The organism is Providencia sp. PROV_01 (genome assembly GCF_053098325.1).
Genome location: NZ_JBRFKD010000002.1, coordinates 960,855 through 976,503, shown reverse-complemented (window position 1 = coordinate 976,503; position 15,649 = coordinate 960,855). Strand labels below are relative to the sequence as shown.

The window sequence follows — 15,649 nt, the reverse complement described above, 5'->3', positions numbered from 1 at the left end:
AACCAGTATCTTGCCCCACTTATGGCTAAAGCGGGGCAGCTTTGATTATAAATCAAGAACTAATCGTTTAGATTTAGCTCGCGAAACACACAACATCATCGTTTTTTGCTCGGCTTTTTCATCATCATCAAGGTAGTGGTCACGGTGGTCGGCCTCTCCCTCAAGTATCGCCGTCTCACAAGTCCCACAAACTCCATTACGGCATAAACATTCCACGTTAATGCGCTTATCAGCTTCGATTACCTGTAAAATAGACTCGTCTTTACCCACTTCCAAACTAAAGCCTGAACGTTGAAAATAGACCTCAAATGAATCCCCTTCACTGGCAATTTCACCAAAATTTTCAAAATGAACCTGTGATTCACCAAGGTGCTGATGACCCTTTTCAATCACCTCATTAATTAATGATTGAGGGCCACATACATACAGATGGCTATTACTCGCTTGTGCTTTAACCAATTGTTCTACAGACATTCGCTGCCCTTGGCTGCTGTCATAAAGAAATAACCGCGAGCCAATACGCTGTTGTAAATGTTCAAGAAATGCCGCTGTTGCACTATCACGAAAACAGTAATGAAGCTCAAAATCCATTTCATTTTCTTCTAGCTCATAGAGATAAGAAAGAAAAGGCGTGATCCCAATCCCACCTGCGATCAAAATATGCTTACATTGGTTATCCGCAGCTAATGAGAAAAAATTCTGCGCTGGGGACAAATATAAACTATCCCCAGCAGATAGGTGCTCATGCATAAATGCCGAACCGCCTTTCGAATTTTCATCACGTAAGACTGAAATACAATAGCTTCCACATTGCTGTGGGTCACTGATTAATGAATATGCACGTTGCAAACCAGCCTGCTCACCCATATGAACGGTGACATGACTACCTGCGCTAAAAGGCATTAGCGCGCCCTCTTGTGCAACAAACTCGAACATTTTGATATTTGGGCTAATTTGCTCAATTCGACTGACATTGACTGCAATTTTTTGTTGGTTCATCACAGTGCCCCTCTCATTATTCAATATCTAAACACAGATACTTAGTACTTAAATAATCCTCAATGCCATATCGAGAGCCTTCTTTTCCTAAACCTGATTGTTTTACTCCTCCAAAAGGAGCAACTTCATTAGAAATTAAGCCTGTATTGATACCGACCATGCCACTTTGCAGTTTTTCAGCAACGCGGTAAACACGGCTAACATCACGAGAAAAGAAATAAGCCGCTAAGCCATAAATCGTATTATTGGCACGAGCAATCACTTCATTTTCATCACTAAAACGAATCAATGTTGCAATAGGACCAAAGATTTCTTCATGAACAATCCTCATTGAGTCATCAACATCAACAAGAACTTTTGGATTAAAGAAATTGCCATACTCCGCCACTTCGCTACCTAAGGTTAATTGGTGTGCCCCTTTCGCGAGTGCATCTTGCAGTAACTCATTCATACCATCAATGGCACGTGTTGTTATCATAGGCCCAATATCCGTTCCTATTTCAAGGCCATTACCGACTTGCAATTTGGCGACTTCTGCAACGAACTTGGACTGAAATTCATCGAAAATAGCATCTTGAAGATAAAAACGGTTCACACAAACACAGGTTTGCCCGCCATTACGAAACTTCGCTTGCACCGCACTTTTTACCGCTTTATCAATATCTGCATCATCAAAAACAATAAAAGGCGCATTTCCCCCCAGTTCGAGTGATGTTTTTTTAATTGTCGATGCACACTGCTCAGACAATACTCGGCCAACTTGCGTTGAACCGGTGAATGAAAACTTACTAATAAGCTCATGTTTAGTTAGACGTTCACCTAGAACACGAGAATCCCCAGTAATGATATTGAATATCCCTGCGGGAATGCCCGCTTCATCGGCCAACTGAGCGAGGGCAAGTGCCGTAAAAGGCGTTTCAGTCGCTGGCTTGATGATAATACTACAACCCGCAGCCAGTGCTGGAGCCGCTTTACGAGTGATCATCGCTGCGGGAAAATTCCACGGAGTAATCGCACTGCAAACACCGATCGGCTGCTTGATTGTCGAAAGACGGTTACTTCCCACCGTTTGAGGGATGGTTTCCCCATAAACACGTTTCCCCTCCTCCGCAAACCATTCAATAAAGGAAGCCGCATAGCGAATTTCACCTTTTGCCTCATGCAACGGCTTACCTTGTTCAAGAGTCATTAAACGCCCAAGATCATCAACATGGGCTTCAATCAGCTCAAACCAGTGGCGTAAAATGATAGAACGCGCTTTAGCAGTAAGCTTACTCCAATCTTCCATTGCGACATGCGCTTGTTCAATAGCGTCATCCACTTGGGTGACTGACAGGCTGGGAATTGTTCCCAGCACAGATTGGTCAACAGGATTAGTCACAGGGATTTTTTTATCTGAATCAACCCATTGCCCATTGATGTAGCATGACTGACGAAATAGCGCAGGGTGAGTTAAATGATGCATTTGTGACTTCTCCTTTTGTTTTTTTATGGATAACGTGATTACTCAGTGTGTGCGCCAGCAACAATTTTGTGGAAATGGGCAACACCATGTTCACTAATTCCACTACGCTGTCTGTCAGCCATAATGCGCCCTTGGCCTCGGTAACCTCGTGATCGCAATCCTTTTTGTACACTTTCCACCAAGCGCAGATCTTCTGGGCGGAATACGGTACGATACCATTCAACTAAGTTTTTCTGATATTCAGTCAGTTCTTCATTGAGGAAATAAATATCATAGTGCTGCAAGGTTTCCCCTGCGTTCACTGGAAACTCATAAATCACCGTCATGAAATCCCCGCCAGGAGGCATATTGAACATGGTGCTTGGCCAAATCCAAAAACCAAAGAAACGAGGGTCTAAAACAGATTCATCAAACTGATAAGAGGACTCAGAGGGTTTTGCTTTACCAATTTGAACAGTCCAATTATCCAATAATTGGTGTTCGTATACGTTAACATCTACGGAACTTGCAAAGCTCACATGGTTAGTTGGACAGTGATAACACTCAATATAGTTATCAACGATGGTTTTCCAATTGGCTGGTGTATGACTAACAAAACGTGCAGCCAATTTTAAATCGCTAATCACCGCACATGCTTCTTGCATTTTTTCGGCTAAGCCTGGAAGCTGCTCTTCAATAGGTTGTGGTTCACCAACTGTCATATTTACATAGATAAACCCTGCATGTTCAATAACATGGAAGCTACTCAATGACATTGCATCTGCTTCAAAATTGTTCACATTCTCACAATTGGTCGCATGTGCTAGTTGACCATCTAACTTGAATGCCCACGCATGGTAAGGGCAAGTAATCACATTTTTGACTTTACCACTTTCACCGCTGATCAACTGGTGTCCACGGTGCGGGCAGACATTATAAAAACCACGCAATACATCATCACGACCACGAACAATCACGAGGCTTTCGCCAATGAGCTCACGAGTGATATACGAATTTTTTTCTTTTACCTCACTAACATGAGCGACACAAACCCATGAATTAGCAAATATTTTTTCTTTTTCATACTCAAAAACATCATTAGACGTGTAATAACGAGCAGGGATTGTCCATGCGTTATCAATATCAAGGTGATCATTAATCGAAATGACTTTAGCTGCATTGCTCATAATTGCCCTCACTTATGTAAACTTATAGTTAACATATTTTTCAGGAATGTTAATGCAGATCGCATTAATGATCAAATGAAATATTGATAAAAATTTAATCAATAACATTTATTTGTTTTATAACAATGAATTGCATTAACAATAATTATTGTAACTGTTAATAATTAGTTAATTACTTGTTGACTACGTAATCTTTGCATGGCTATTCTCTGTAAACCAAAAGTAGCATTTAACAAAAAAGTACCCTTAAAAACAAAACGAGTATTCCCTGCAAGCCAACTCTCATAAAAGAAAAAAATAAGTGAGCAACTGGAGAAGAGGTATGATGAATCACAAAAAATCCGTATTTTACGTGTCGCTAGCCTTTAGTCTGGCGTTAATCAGTTTTGGGGCATTTATTCCTGATAAACTGGAAGCTTTTTCACATTCCGCCTTAAGTTTTATCTATAACAATCTAGGTTGGTTTATCCTAGGTTCCGTTTTTATCTTTTTCAGCTTTTGTATGTTTCTTGGATTTTCCAAATTTGGTCACATACGTCTTGGTGATGACAATGATAAGCCGGAATACAGCACAGTCACTTGGATTGCGATGTTATTCAGTGCCTCAATTGGTATCAGTTTGATGTTCTGGGGAGTGGCAGAGCCTGTTTCCTATTATATCAGCCCACCAGTTGGTCAAGGTTCAACAGAACAGTCGGCCAAAGCAGCCATGCAATATGTCTATCTACACTGGGGGGTTTCCGCATGGGCGTGTTATGCACTCGTCGGCGTGGCTTTGGGCTATTTCCAATTTAGGAAAAAGCTCCCGTCGTCACTTAGTTCTGTTTTCTATCCCTTAATTGGGGATCGGATCTACGGCTCTGTCGGGAAATGGATCAATATATTGGTGATGTTATCCGTCGTTATTGGTATCGCCACATCATTAGGTTTTGGTACACTACAAGTTAACAGTGGTATGAATTACTTATGGGGATTGCCCATTAGTATTTATGTACAAATTGGTTTGATTGCTATCATTACTGTTGTTTATGTTGCTTCGACAATTTCCGGGCTACAAGGGGCAATAAAACACCTATCAAACTTAAATATCATACTTGCTCTAGGATTGATGGCATTTATCTTTCTATCTGGCCCAACCCAAACTATCTTAAAAGTCTTATTCCAAGGCATTGGAGACTACGTCCAAAATTTTGTCAGCATGTCATTTCGCACTGAACCCTATAATGACGGTACTTGGATTGCTAACTGGACACTGTTTTACTTTGGTTGGTGGATAGCATGGGCACCGCTAGTTGGCAGCTTTGTGGCTCGTATATCGAAAGGAAGAACAATCAAAGAATTTATGATTGGCGCAGTATTTATTCCTGTATTAAGTGCTTTTGCTTGGTTTGCAGTCATGGGTGGGTCAGCAATCCATCTTATTCAAAATCTAGGCCAAACAGCACTGGCTGATGCCGTAAAAACCGATGTCACATCCGCATTGTTTAAGTTCTTAGACTATTTCCCTGCATCAACATTTATCAGTATTTTAGCCATTGCCTTAGTGCTGATTTTCTTTATTACTTCTGCTAACTCAGCGGTATTTGTACTGGGAATGGTCAGCGAAAATGGGAACCCAAATCCTTCTCATGTCACTAAAACCATTTGGGGAGTCATTATTGCAGCAATCGCGATCGTGCTAATTATGACAGGTGGATTATCAGGTTTGCAATCCGCACTGGTTGCTATGGCGGTGCCATTATCCATCATGATGCTAATTATGTGTTACTCCACCTATAAAGGCCTCAATGAAGAAGTCAATGCACAAGCTGCAGCCAAAAAAGAGTTAAAAGATAATATCCAAATAATTAGTAAACCTATCCTTCCTGAAATTGAAAAATAATCGTCACTAAAAGCACAAACCCCAGTATGTCTGACAACATATTGGGGTTTTAATTATATTAGTAATAAATTATTTATTACTTAAATTTATTCATCGGAAAATAGAGTTAAAGCAAGTACTAAAGCATCTTCTCGGCCTTTTTTGGCAGGGTAGTAATCTTTACGTACCGTTACTTGGTGAAAACCTAGCTTATCGTATAGATGCAAAGCAGATGCATTTGATTCTCTCACTTCTAACCATAATGTGAGAATGCCTTTCTTTATGAGTTCCTTGATAAGCTCTTCTAGCAACAAGCGGCCATACCCTTTCCCTTGGTAATCAGGGTGGAGAGCAATATTGAATAGGGTCGCCTCATCAAGAACACATTGTGTTATCGCATAACCAATAATTTGATTATTAACAGAAATTTTTAAGTTATGATACTTTTCCCCTTGATTTCCATAAAAAACTCGCTCAGTCCATGGAAAGTCATGGCTTAACTTCTCAATTAAGTACGCAGTTGCAAGATCAGATTGCTTTAGTGTTGAAATTTTCATCATATTGATAAATTTGTTTCCATAGTGCCCGTTTAGCGCTACAGCTTGTACTTAGCTCAGACAAAACAGGTGAAGTAAACATGACTTTTGAACCTTCAGGCTGGATTTCATCACCTAATACCCAACATGGTGTTATTATTGGTGTTGGGATTAAACCTAATTGCTCTGAATTGACACAAACCACATCGTCCTGTGCAATATTCATGGAAAGAAAAACATCTTTTAGCAATTGGCTATTTAAATCAAGGTTCTCATCAGTAATAATAATAAGCTTAGTCGACGCTGGGATCCTTACACCACGTTCACCACGTAACACAGCAGGATTTCTCACCATCCATTGAGTGATCCCCATTTGTTCTAAAAGCCTGTCACGTCGTGTCATTTGATTTTCCAGTCGCAATTTTACAACCACATCTTATCAAAGGGGATTAATAGCGCCAACAGAGCAATGCTATTTCTCTTATCTTTGGTAAGATGTCATCGGTTTTTTTATTATTTTAGGAGATTGACAGAATATGTCATTACTGACACCTGCCAGCGAAGTTATTCAACGCCATCTCGAACATTTTATAGATCGTCATGTCATTTTGGCTGGTGACATTCAGGATGAGCTCGCTGCAACCTTAGAAGCAGCTAGTGTTCGCGTCATCACCAACCAGTATCATCACTGGCAACGCTTACAACCGTTAATGGGTGATATGGCGTTATTCTCTGCCATAACCCCAGCAGAATTTATCCAGCCTTGCGATACTCTCATTTATTTTTGGCAAAAAAACAAGCAAGAAGCCTGCTTCCAACTCGATGACCTTTGTACTCACCTTGCTGCAGGTAGCCAAATTTTTATCGTCGGCGAGAATCGCAGTGGTGTTAAAAGCGCCGAATCTATTATGGAAGGGATCGCTAACTTACAAAAAATCGACTCTGCACGCCGTTGTGGCTTGTACTATGGTGAATTAGAACAACCCACAACCTTTGATATTGCTCGCTGGTGGCGTCATTATCAAATTGATAATGTTAGAATTAATGCATTACCTGGGGTATTTAGCCATAATGAGCTGGATATCGGTAGTGATCTACTATTGTCCACGCTAACTGACCCAATGAGCGGTGATCTGCTTGATCTCGCCTGTGGCAATGGCGTGATCGCTGCGGTGATCGGCTCACAAAACCCAGAGATCAAACTCACCTTAAGTGATGTCAGTGCATCTGCGCTTGATTCCGCAGCATCCACTCTTGAGGCCAATAAACTGGTCGGTAAAGTCATCGCAAGTGATGCTTACTCTGATATTAACGATAAATTTGATTGGATTATTTCAAATCCACCATTCCATGATGGCCTAAATACCAGTTATCGTGCGGTTGAAAATATGATTTACCAAGCCCCTAAATACCTGAAAAAAGGTGGACGTTTGCGCATCGTAGCTAATGCTTTCTTACCATACCCTGATTTGCTCGATAAAGCTTTTGGTAGTCACGAAGTACTTGCCAAAACAGGAAAATTTAAAGTTTACCAAGCAGTTAAGCGTTAATTTAATCGCTAATAATTTAACTAAAGCACAATTTATCATACTACTCATTGGCTGGTGATCCTTTACCGGCCATTTTTTCATCAATCGAAAAATACTTCATAAAAAAATTATTGACGTTCGTCGAAATTAGCCTAAAATCCGCACCACATTATTGCTGGTTAGAAGCATTGATGAATCAAAGTTTAGTTAGGTATTGCGAGGGTGGCGGAATTGGTAGACGCGCTAGCTTCAGGTGTTAGTGTCCTATGGACGTGGGGGTTCAAGTCCCCCCTTTCGCACCACTAACTTTGTATAAACCACAATAATTTAGTATTGACGAGACAGTATTGCGAGGGTGGCGGAATTGGTAGACGCGCTAGCTTCAGGTGTTAGTGTCCTTCGGACGTGGGGGTTCAAGTCCCCCCTTTCGCACCACTGGTCAGTCATTGTTTATAACACCCTGCCCATTTTGACCTTCCTTGTACGACTAGCGCTGCCCTAATTCTCTATTTTGTTCTGTTACTTACTGATTATAGAACTAACTTTGTAGAACAAAGGCCATCATAAAACATGCGAGTGAAATAACTGCGGGGACAATCAATAAACGACGAGAACCGCGATTAAATAGCATCCCAGCGGTTGCTACCATCATGGTAATCATAATGATTTTTAGATTATCTAAGCCCATATTATTGAGTATATAAGCAATGCTCAGCAATATCACAGCAAAAACACCCCAAAGGCCAGCACCTATTCGCCTTAAACCTGTGGTTTTTGATATGCTAGTTGGCATAGTGACCTCAACACCCTTAAATGATAATGATTATCAATCATATCTAGTTTCTAGTAAATTTCAATGCTTTTTTATTTCACCACGCTATAAATTAACACTTATTTTACAAAATACAAACTTACGAAAATAGATAAATAAAATGAATATCTTCGGGCTCCAATGCAAATAATTCAGGGTCAGGCTGGGCAATTAAGGAACAACCGAGATGTTGATAAAAGTGCACCGTATTTTCTGAAGGTGTCGCAGAAATATATAAGCCTTTTGCACCTTTTTGTATCGCCATTTCAGCGCATTGTTGGAATAACATCCCTGCTAAACCTTTACCACGATGTGAGTGGCTCACATGCAGGAAAGACAATTGCAGTAAATTTTTTTGTTCGCCGCGCCACACATTATCTAAACTTGCGGCAGCAATTAGCTTGCCCTGCTCAAAAATACCAAGAAATACCGCTCCTTGGTCATAACTTTCCAACAAATGAGGGGTATAAGCTTCAGGTTCGCCTTCTGGCCAACCTTTCATATCAAACCGCTGCTTGGATAGCACCAACTCACCATTTCGATATAGATAAAGGTTTTCAATTAATTCAGTGCGGTCGATAGACCAAACAGATGGGATTTCCTCTCGTTGCAGTTCGCGAACTTCTCTCATAATGTCATTCTCATTATTCGTGCCTATGAATAAGCACATTTATTGTTATTTAATAAATCAATTTATCAAGATAATGAATAAAAAAAGAAGTGCAAATGTTTAGTACGTTCATTGAGGCATGGTTGAAAAATAAGAAAAAAAAGGGCTAGAAATAAAAAAACTCCCCGCAACATCCTATTGCGGAGAATTTTTACTACAGGGTTGGTTTATTGCTTCAATCCCATTGCATCGCGCATGGTAAAGAACAAATCAGTTTGGTCAGTCAGACCCATTACGTTTGCCGCATGTGGACCATAAGCCGCTACACGTAACTGAGCACCCGTGTGCTCTTGAGAGTCATCTTCTTCAGAGTTACCGTAATTTACCACCATCACAGAACCGTCTTTAGTAATCAACGCCTGCGTTAAACCCGTTGACTTAGTGCCTTCAGGAATAATTTGGCTTGAATGTGAATGGTCAGCGGTCACGATAACTAATGTATCACCATGTTTTTTAGCGAAATCTAAGCCGACTTGTACAGCTTGGTCGAGAGCGACAGTTTCACCAATTTGACCACATGGGTTTGCTTTATGGTCTTGCTTATCGATAGAAGCACTTTCAACCTGCAAGAAGAAACCATTTGGGTTGACTTCTAACAGCTCAATCGCTTTTTTCGTCATTTGAGCCAATGTTGGTGCATTCGGGTCTAACTTAGCATTCGGTTTACATTCTAACGGCGCATTGTTGATATTACCGTAATGAACTGCTTTCGGGCCTTCCCATGCAACAGTCATGTTGCCATCATGGAATAAGCCCAGAACAGGTTTATCTTGATTTGCAACAGTAATGCTGTCTAATGACTTAGCGTCACGCACAATATTATACCCACGCTCAATCGCCTGTTGCTCCAACGTTTTACCTTTGTAGTCACCCGCCTTTGCTTCTTGCTTGAAGCTCTTAGCTCCACCACCAAGGGTGACATCTGGGCGAGTTACCAACAGTTGCTCTGAAATTGAACCTCGACCGCCATTTTCTAGCGCGTTAGCCGCACATTTTTCTGCTGTTTCCTCAGGGCCATAACATTTACGCGCACTCACATGCGAAAACTGTGCAGCTGGCGTAGCGTCTTGAATCTCAGAGGTTGTGACGTTACCCGTCGCTTTACCATTACGTTTAGCTATCTCAATTAATGTCTCATGATCGTTGCCAAATACATCAATCCCTAATGCGCCATTGTAGGTTTTTACACCAGAAGACCACGCCGTGGCAGACGCTGCAGAGTCAGTCACATAGTCTGGTTTTTGGGTTTTCTTATCTAACGCATAATGGGTATATTGGCCTGTAATTGGCAAGGCATCGATTCCTTTAAAGAACCCTGAAGCACCTTCTGCATAGTTACGGGCAACGGTTATCTCTGAGTCACCCATACCATCACCAATAAACAGAATCACATTTTTGGCTTGGCCATTGTGAAGTGCCGCTTTCATGATATCAGTTTGCTCTGTCGCTAAACGACGCGCACCACCAAATTTTGTGATATCACCTTGTGCCGCACGGTTTTCTGACACCGCATCATTTTTATCAGCCGCGTAGGCAGGGACTGCACTTCCTAAAATTAAAGTACTTACCGTGACAGCTAAAAGGGATTTCATAAAATTACCAGTCATAACTGTTTCCTTGCCAATCAATAATAAAAAGAGAAAATGTGTATTTCAAATAATGACAGGCATGCTAAAGGAGCTAGATGACAGTTGAATGACGCTTTTATGGCGAAATGAAGACGTTTGTCATAAATGTGAAAAAGCAGCTAAATATAAGCTGCTTGTTGTGAATCAACGTTATGGCTATTTACCATTGTGACACAAGTTGATTTGTTCCCTCATAAAGCGTTTCACACCAAGAAACATAGTCGTGCCCGCTAGGTAACTCAATAGCATCAACTTGATAACCTTTGTGTTTTAGAACATCCAGTAATCGGTAGTGGTTCTGAATAATTCCCCCCCAACTACCGCGTTGTTCGAATAAGCCGGCCTCAAGGAAAAAACGGATAGGTTGCGTTGGTATAATTTCGATTTCACGAATTAACCACTCAGGGTCTTTATCTTTTGGAGCCCACCAATAAGATCCTGACATACTGATAACATTACCGAAGATTTCAGGATGTTGTAATGCATTCCATGTCGCGCCAATCCCACCATAACTGGAACCCGCAATAATCGTATGGCTTGCAGGCGCTTGAATTCCCATTTGTGCTAATTGAGGCATAAGCTCATCCGCCAGCAACTTAGGAAAGACATCATTAGGGGGAAGCTCATCCCCACGACGCTCTGAATTTATGCTATCAACAAATATAATATTCATCGCTGGAAAACTCCCCTGATTCATCCACTTATCAAAGAATTTCTCCATTTGATAGTTTTGCAGGTAAATTTGCCCATCCAATAGCAACAATAACGCCGGTGTTTCCATTGGTACATTAGGCTGATAAACCGTTATTTTTCTTTCGTTTTTTAATATTTGACTCACCAACGTAAAAGTCTCTAAACGGCCTTTAATCTGCCGATTTTCTACATCAGGAAAGTGACACTGGCGTATGTTCGGTGCCAATGATAACAACGAAAAACGATTATATTTATCGACATTTAGGGAAGGAATAACGTGAGAATTATATGGGTCAGACTGCGCGGTGACTAGAATTGCTTTACGTTGAGCAAAACCGCCTTCCGGTACAGAAGGGATATCTGGTGCAATTTTATATTGCGATAACGTATCATTAGGGATGATAAAAGAACGATACCAAATATCCGTTCCCGCCAAATGGGCCATTCTTTCGTGATTACCTGACGGCGCACCTAAAATATAGGCGTTTGCTTTCGCGCCACGCCAAAGGAATGTCACCCGTTTTTGTCTATTTGAAAAATCTTCAACCAGTGGCGTTCCTTGCGCGGCAACGGCTTGCCAAAATGCGCTTGTATCACCATTTTGATAATATTCATCCAATAAACTTTGCAGCTTAGGAGTAACCGGTTCATTATCCTTTTTAATGGCTAAAGGCTGGTACTGGGTGACATCAAACTTTAATTGCCAAGGTTTACCCGGCTCACCATTCAACGCTAAATAATAAACCCCATTTTTTGATACTAAATAATCCGCACTATGAGGTTCTTGTACTGAACCGTACTCATGCAATGCACGCACTGGCTGTTTATTGGAATCCAATAATAGAACCTTGGAAAGACCTTCACCGCGTTGTTTTATAAAATCTTGCTGCGATACTTCAAAAGATAAGCAGCTATGACCTTCGCTATCATGTACCCCTTCAGCAAAGGAAAGCTCAGATAAACGTATACAGTCAGCGTGTGTTGCCATCACCGCAGAAGAAAACAACATACAACCTAAAAGAGGCAAAGATTTCACATCAAATTCCAGTGAGTCAATTGATAATAATTATTACTATCAAAAAACTCTTTTAAACTCAATGGCTCACAGCACGTTTTTCCACCAGTTGGTTAATTAACTGCAGCGCACTCAATAAATAATAGCGTTGTTTTTTTATTAATCTCAAATAACGGCGAGTCGCGGGAATGCGGCTCACCATTTCTGATGCCGTGTAAGGCTCAATTTCACAACGCCAACGACCTCGGCTAAACTCTATCTCGCAATGATTAAATTCCAGCTCTTCTAATGTTTGCCTAATAATTGGGTACTCATTCAGCCATTCAATAACTTTCTGCCCATCCATCTGCTTCGAAACAAAATGGATATGCTTCTTCTTTATAGTCCCACGGGTTTTTACTTCAATTTTTGCATTGATACTATCTGTACATTGGCCAGATACCGCAAAACGGCTATACACAATAAAAGCGAGAAACAATTTTCTTGGCCGTTCAGTCACCTCAATCGTTAATTCGGGTTGAGGATGCACATGAAGCACTCCGGGAGCCCCCCACTCACATGGATAAGGCGCCATGTCCTTCTCAGCACGGTTAAGAGTCAATCCTGTTTGATATCCGGCAGGCAAACGTTGCTGGGTAAACTTACCGATTTTCTTCCACAAAGACGGTTTAGGCGAGGTTACGTAATGGCTCAAGTTGGCCTCCTTCCATTTCTTCATCAGAGAAGGAATTAGATAAAACGTATTCAACATCCACAGGTTTAAATGGGTTCACTTTCTGTACAAAAACGGTCCAAATTAATGCATATCCGGCTGTTAAACCTAACATAATGGCAAAAGGAATATAGATATCCGATTTATTCATGCCTGGTGGAGTGATATACACAATCGCTAAAATAATCCCGACACTCGAAATAATTTGCGGTATAGGGAAAAAAGGCGAACGATAGGCTCGATGTAAGTCAGGTCGACGAATACGCAATAACACTACTGAAATCGTTACCAGCAAGTAAGCCGTACCCCAAGAACACACCGCCGCCAGTACCAATGGAATGATACGATCAAGGTCGCCTTGAATAGCAAAAGCGTGCAAACATGGGATCATCACAGCTACTAAAATACCGAATACTGGAGTTTTAAAACGAGGGTGCAAATAAGCAAAGATGCGTGGTAATGCCCCATCAAGAGCCATTCCATAAAGAATGCGAGGAACCGCTGCCATTAACGTATTGATGGTCGCTCCACCAGCCAGTAATAACGCGATACCTATCCAGTATTTACCAAACTCACCCATAACAATTTCGGCGAATGCAGGGATTGCCATCGGTGTTTCAAGTAAACGCGTACCTGTCAGCGGGTCAACGACCACATTTTCCACTTGGTTCGCTAGCGCTGCACCGAATAACACCATACAGAGTGCGACACAAAATAAACCTGTTGTCATCGCACGGGGAATCACTTTCGCGGAATTTTTAATTTCAGGAGCCATTGGGGTTACTAGCTCACAACCAACAAACATGAACATTGCCATACCAACAAAGCTCAGTATTAGTGTTGGGTCCGTATTGAGTGGCTGACCAAACCAGCCGTCCATATCCACATGAAATGGCAACAACAAACCACTCACACTAAAAATTACTAACGTGGACCACATGGCAAATGTCAGTACAACCTCGACCTTACCAAAGGCTTCAATACCAAATGCATTTAAGATACCAAACGTGACAACCAACCCAACACCAACCATCCAAGATGAGTTACTGGTCTCTAAGACCGTGTTGAGATGCTCAAAATTAACGAGAGCCATAATCCCTGACAGAATAGTTTCGGCAGTTCCTGCAAACACATGCACAATCAAGTAAGCCGAAAGCGCACCTGTTATCGCCCAAAAGCGTCCCATCCCACAAGAGATATAGTCATATACTGAGCCTGACGTTGGGAGAATGGCCGCAGCCTCCGAAAATGTAGTTAACTGAGCTTGCATCATGATGAAACTGAGTAGCACCGCTAAGGCAAACGTATCGCCACCGATGCCGAATCCACTCGTGACGGTTAAAATAACAGGACTGGCCATAATCAAACCAGCAGAACTCGCCAAGGTGGTCGGAAAGCCAACTTTCCCTTTTTCTAAATGTGTCGACAATTTTGAGGATAAATTCATCTTGCTTCCCTCTCACTCTCTACCTAGCTATTAATGTGAATTTTTTGTAAAAATAAAGTGGTTTCATATCCACTATAGAAATAAGCTTAAATCCACTGCTATCGTTCTAAAGGACGATACCCAGAGAGAGGGGAAATAAAGTATAGCTCGCGAAAAGTACCCATATTTTTAAAAACAAAAAAAATAATTAAAGTAATATCAATATGTAACAAACAAACCACTTGTTAATATATTAATAAATATCTTTCTAAAGATACCAAAAAGCAGCAAATCAATATTCATGAGGTTTTCATGAGTTTTAAATACTGCTATCAACTTCACGTTATTAATATGTTTATTTTATGTTAAATCCATTAAGAGGCATGATAATAATTCGATTAGTACACAAGGGAATATGATGAATTCACCATTATTCGAGCCTCATCAACAAACATTGATTGATTGCTGCCTAAATACCATTGCGCATATTATTCCGGTTTCTGCATTGGTGTATTACCTCGTGAATGATCATTGCCAACCAGATAACTACGTTCTTCACGGGATACCGGCAAAAATGCATGAAGAGTATCTCGCTTATTTTCACCAATTAGATCCTTTACACCCTGACCATTTTCGCAGCGATGATTTACGCTTAGTGAGAATGGATTCTGAAATACGCCAGCAGAATCAAGCTTTTTTCCATGATTTTATGCAGCCAAATAACATGACTGATATGGCGGAAATATTTATTCGTCGTAAAAATAAAATTATTGCGGGGATTTCGGTGCTGCGAGACAGCCCATTTAGCCAACAAGAAATCATGCGATTAAATACTATTTTACCTGTCGCTGAGCTGATGACATTTGATGTACTACCTGATTCCTTAGTGGCTTATACCCCCAAAGAACAAGAAATTATCCATTTAGTACGAGAAGGCGCGAGCAATAAGCGAATTGCATTATTACTGGGGGTTTCGCTATCAACAGTGAAGACTCACTTACGCAATATCTTCACTAAAGCAAATGTGACTAACCGAACCGAGCTTGTTTCATCCGGGTTTATCATTCACCAAGAAAAATGACAGTAAATCTAACGACCACCCGCCGTGGATGAACATCCACAATAGCTTTGTCTTTGA

The 15,649-nt window shown here is 41.0% G+C and carries 14 protein-coding genes and 2 tRNA genes; 5 read left to right on the top strand and 11 right to left on the bottom strand.

Annotation, left to right across the window (positions count from 1 at the left end; all coding sequences use genetic code 11):
• Positions 1-45 precede the first annotated feature (45 nt).
• From ACU696_RS05080 to ACU696_RS05070, 3 genes are read right to left on the bottom strand one after another with little or no spacing between them, the layout of a single operon-like run.
• The gene (locus ACU696_RS05080) at positions 46-999 is read right to left on the bottom strand and encodes a PDR/VanB family oxidoreductase (RefSeq protein ID WP_004914802.1); all 954 of its coding nucleotides are present in this window, start codon (positions 997-999) and stop codon (positions 46-48) included.
• A gap of 16 nt (positions 1,000-1,015) precedes the next feature.
• Positions 1,016-2,464 (bottom strand): NAD-dependent succinate-semialdehyde dehydrogenase, encoded by a 1,449-nt coding sequence (locus tag ACU696_RS05075; RefSeq protein ID WP_109911833.1) that lies wholly within the window; start codon positions 2,462-2,464, stop codon positions 1,016-1,018.
• 38 nt (positions 2,465-2,502) lie between these two features.
• On the bottom strand, positions 2,503-3,630 hold the full coding sequence (locus ACU696_RS05070; RefSeq protein ID WP_004914806.1) for an aromatic ring-hydroxylating oxygenase subunit alpha: 1,128 nt from the start codon (positions 3,628-3,630) through the stop codon (positions 2,503-2,505).
• Positions 3,631-3,952: 322 nt separating this feature from the next.
• Between ACU696_RS05070 and ACU696_RS05065 the strand changes: the two genes are divergently transcribed.
• Entirely contained in the window at positions 3,953-5,512 is a 1,560-nt protein-coding gene (locus ACU696_RS05065) for a BCCT family transporter (protein ID WP_196718585.1), read from the top strand.
• A gap of 86 nt (positions 5,513-5,598) precedes the next feature.
• Here the strand turns inward: ACU696_RS05065 and rimI are convergent, their stop codons facing one another.
• Positions 5,599-6,051 (bottom strand): ribosomal protein S18-alanine N-acetyltransferase, encoded by a 453-nt coding sequence (gene rimI / locus ACU696_RS05060; protein ID WP_109911832.1) that lies wholly within the window; start codon positions 6,049-6,051, stop codon positions 5,599-5,601.
• Positions 6,020-6,430 carry a DNA polymerase III subunit psi gene (locus ACU696_RS05055; protein WP_004914814.1) on the bottom strand — a complete coding sequence of 137 codons (411 nt, stop codon included), beginning with the start codon at positions 6,428-6,430 and terminating at the stop codon, positions 6,020-6,022. The genes rimI and ACU696_RS05055 overlap by 32 nt, the downstream gene beginning before the upstream one ends.
• 133 nt (positions 6,431-6,563) lie before the next feature.
• On the opposite strand from ACU696_RS05055, the gene rsmC reads away from it, so the two are divergent.
• The 3 genes from rsmC (at position 6,564) to ACU696_RS05040 (ending at position 7,991) form a co-directional block, all read left to right on the top strand.
• Entirely contained in the window at positions 6,564-7,577 is a 1,014-nt protein-coding gene (gene rsmC / locus ACU696_RS05050; protein ID WP_164528364.1) for a 16S rRNA (guanine(1207)-N(2))-methyltransferase RsmC, read from the top strand.
• A 195-nt stretch (positions 7,578-7,772) separates the two neighbouring features.
• A tRNA-Leu gene (locus ACU696_RS05045) sits at positions 7,773-7,858 on the top strand.
• A gap of 47 nt (positions 7,859-7,905) precedes the next feature.
• A tRNA-Leu gene (locus tag ACU696_RS05040) sits at positions 7,906-7,991 on the top strand.
• Between the two features lie 103 nt (positions 7,992-8,094).
• Here ACU696_RS05040 and ACU696_RS05035 read toward each other — a convergent pair.
• The 6 genes from ACU696_RS05035 to ACU696_RS05010 all read right to left on the bottom strand — a co-directional run bounded on the left by ACU696_RS05035 (position 8,095) and on the right by ACU696_RS05010 (position 14,532).
• Positions 8,095-8,349, bottom strand: a complete 255-nt coding sequence (locus tag ACU696_RS05035; RefSeq protein ID WP_115166586.1) for a DUF1435 family protein — start codon at positions 8,347-8,349, stop codon at positions 8,095-8,097.
• Between the two features lie 118 nt (positions 8,350-8,467).
• Complete coding sequence (locus ACU696_RS05030; protein WP_117162881.1) at positions 8,468-8,998, bottom strand: GNAT family N-acetyltransferase; 531 nt, start codon at positions 8,996-8,998, stop codon at positions 8,468-8,470.
• A gap of 206 nt (positions 8,999-9,204) precedes the next feature.
• Complete coding sequence (gene phoA / locus ACU696_RS05025; RefSeq protein WP_004914820.1) at positions 9,205-10,644, bottom strand: alkaline phosphatase; 1,440 nt, start codon at positions 10,642-10,644, stop codon at positions 9,205-9,207.
• Between the two features lie 181 nt (positions 10,645-10,825).
• On the bottom strand, positions 10,826-12,394 hold the full coding sequence (locus ACU696_RS05020) for an alpha/beta hydrolase-fold protein (RefSeq protein ID WP_227024221.1): 1,569 nt from the start codon (positions 12,392-12,394) through the stop codon (positions 10,826-10,828).
• Positions 12,395-12,452: 58 nt separating this feature from the next.
• Entirely contained in the window at positions 12,453-13,067 is a 615-nt protein-coding gene (locus tag ACU696_RS05015; protein ID WP_447343044.1) for a DUF3156 family protein, read from the bottom strand.
• Entirely contained in the window at positions 13,042-14,532 is a 1,491-nt protein-coding gene (locus ACU696_RS05010; RefSeq protein ID WP_196724076.1) for an APC family permease, read from the bottom strand. Before ACU696_RS05010 ends, ACU696_RS05015 begins: the two co-directional genes overlap by 26 nt.
• A 397-nt stretch (positions 14,533-14,929) precedes the next feature.
• On the opposite strand from ACU696_RS05010, the gene ACU696_RS05005 reads away from it, so the two are divergent.
• Positions 14,930-15,592, top strand: coding sequence for a helix-turn-helix domain-containing protein (locus tag ACU696_RS05005; RefSeq protein WP_109911828.1), 663 nt, complete (start codon positions 14,930-14,932; stop codon positions 15,590-15,592).
• Positions 15,593-15,649: the final 57 nt, after the last annotated feature.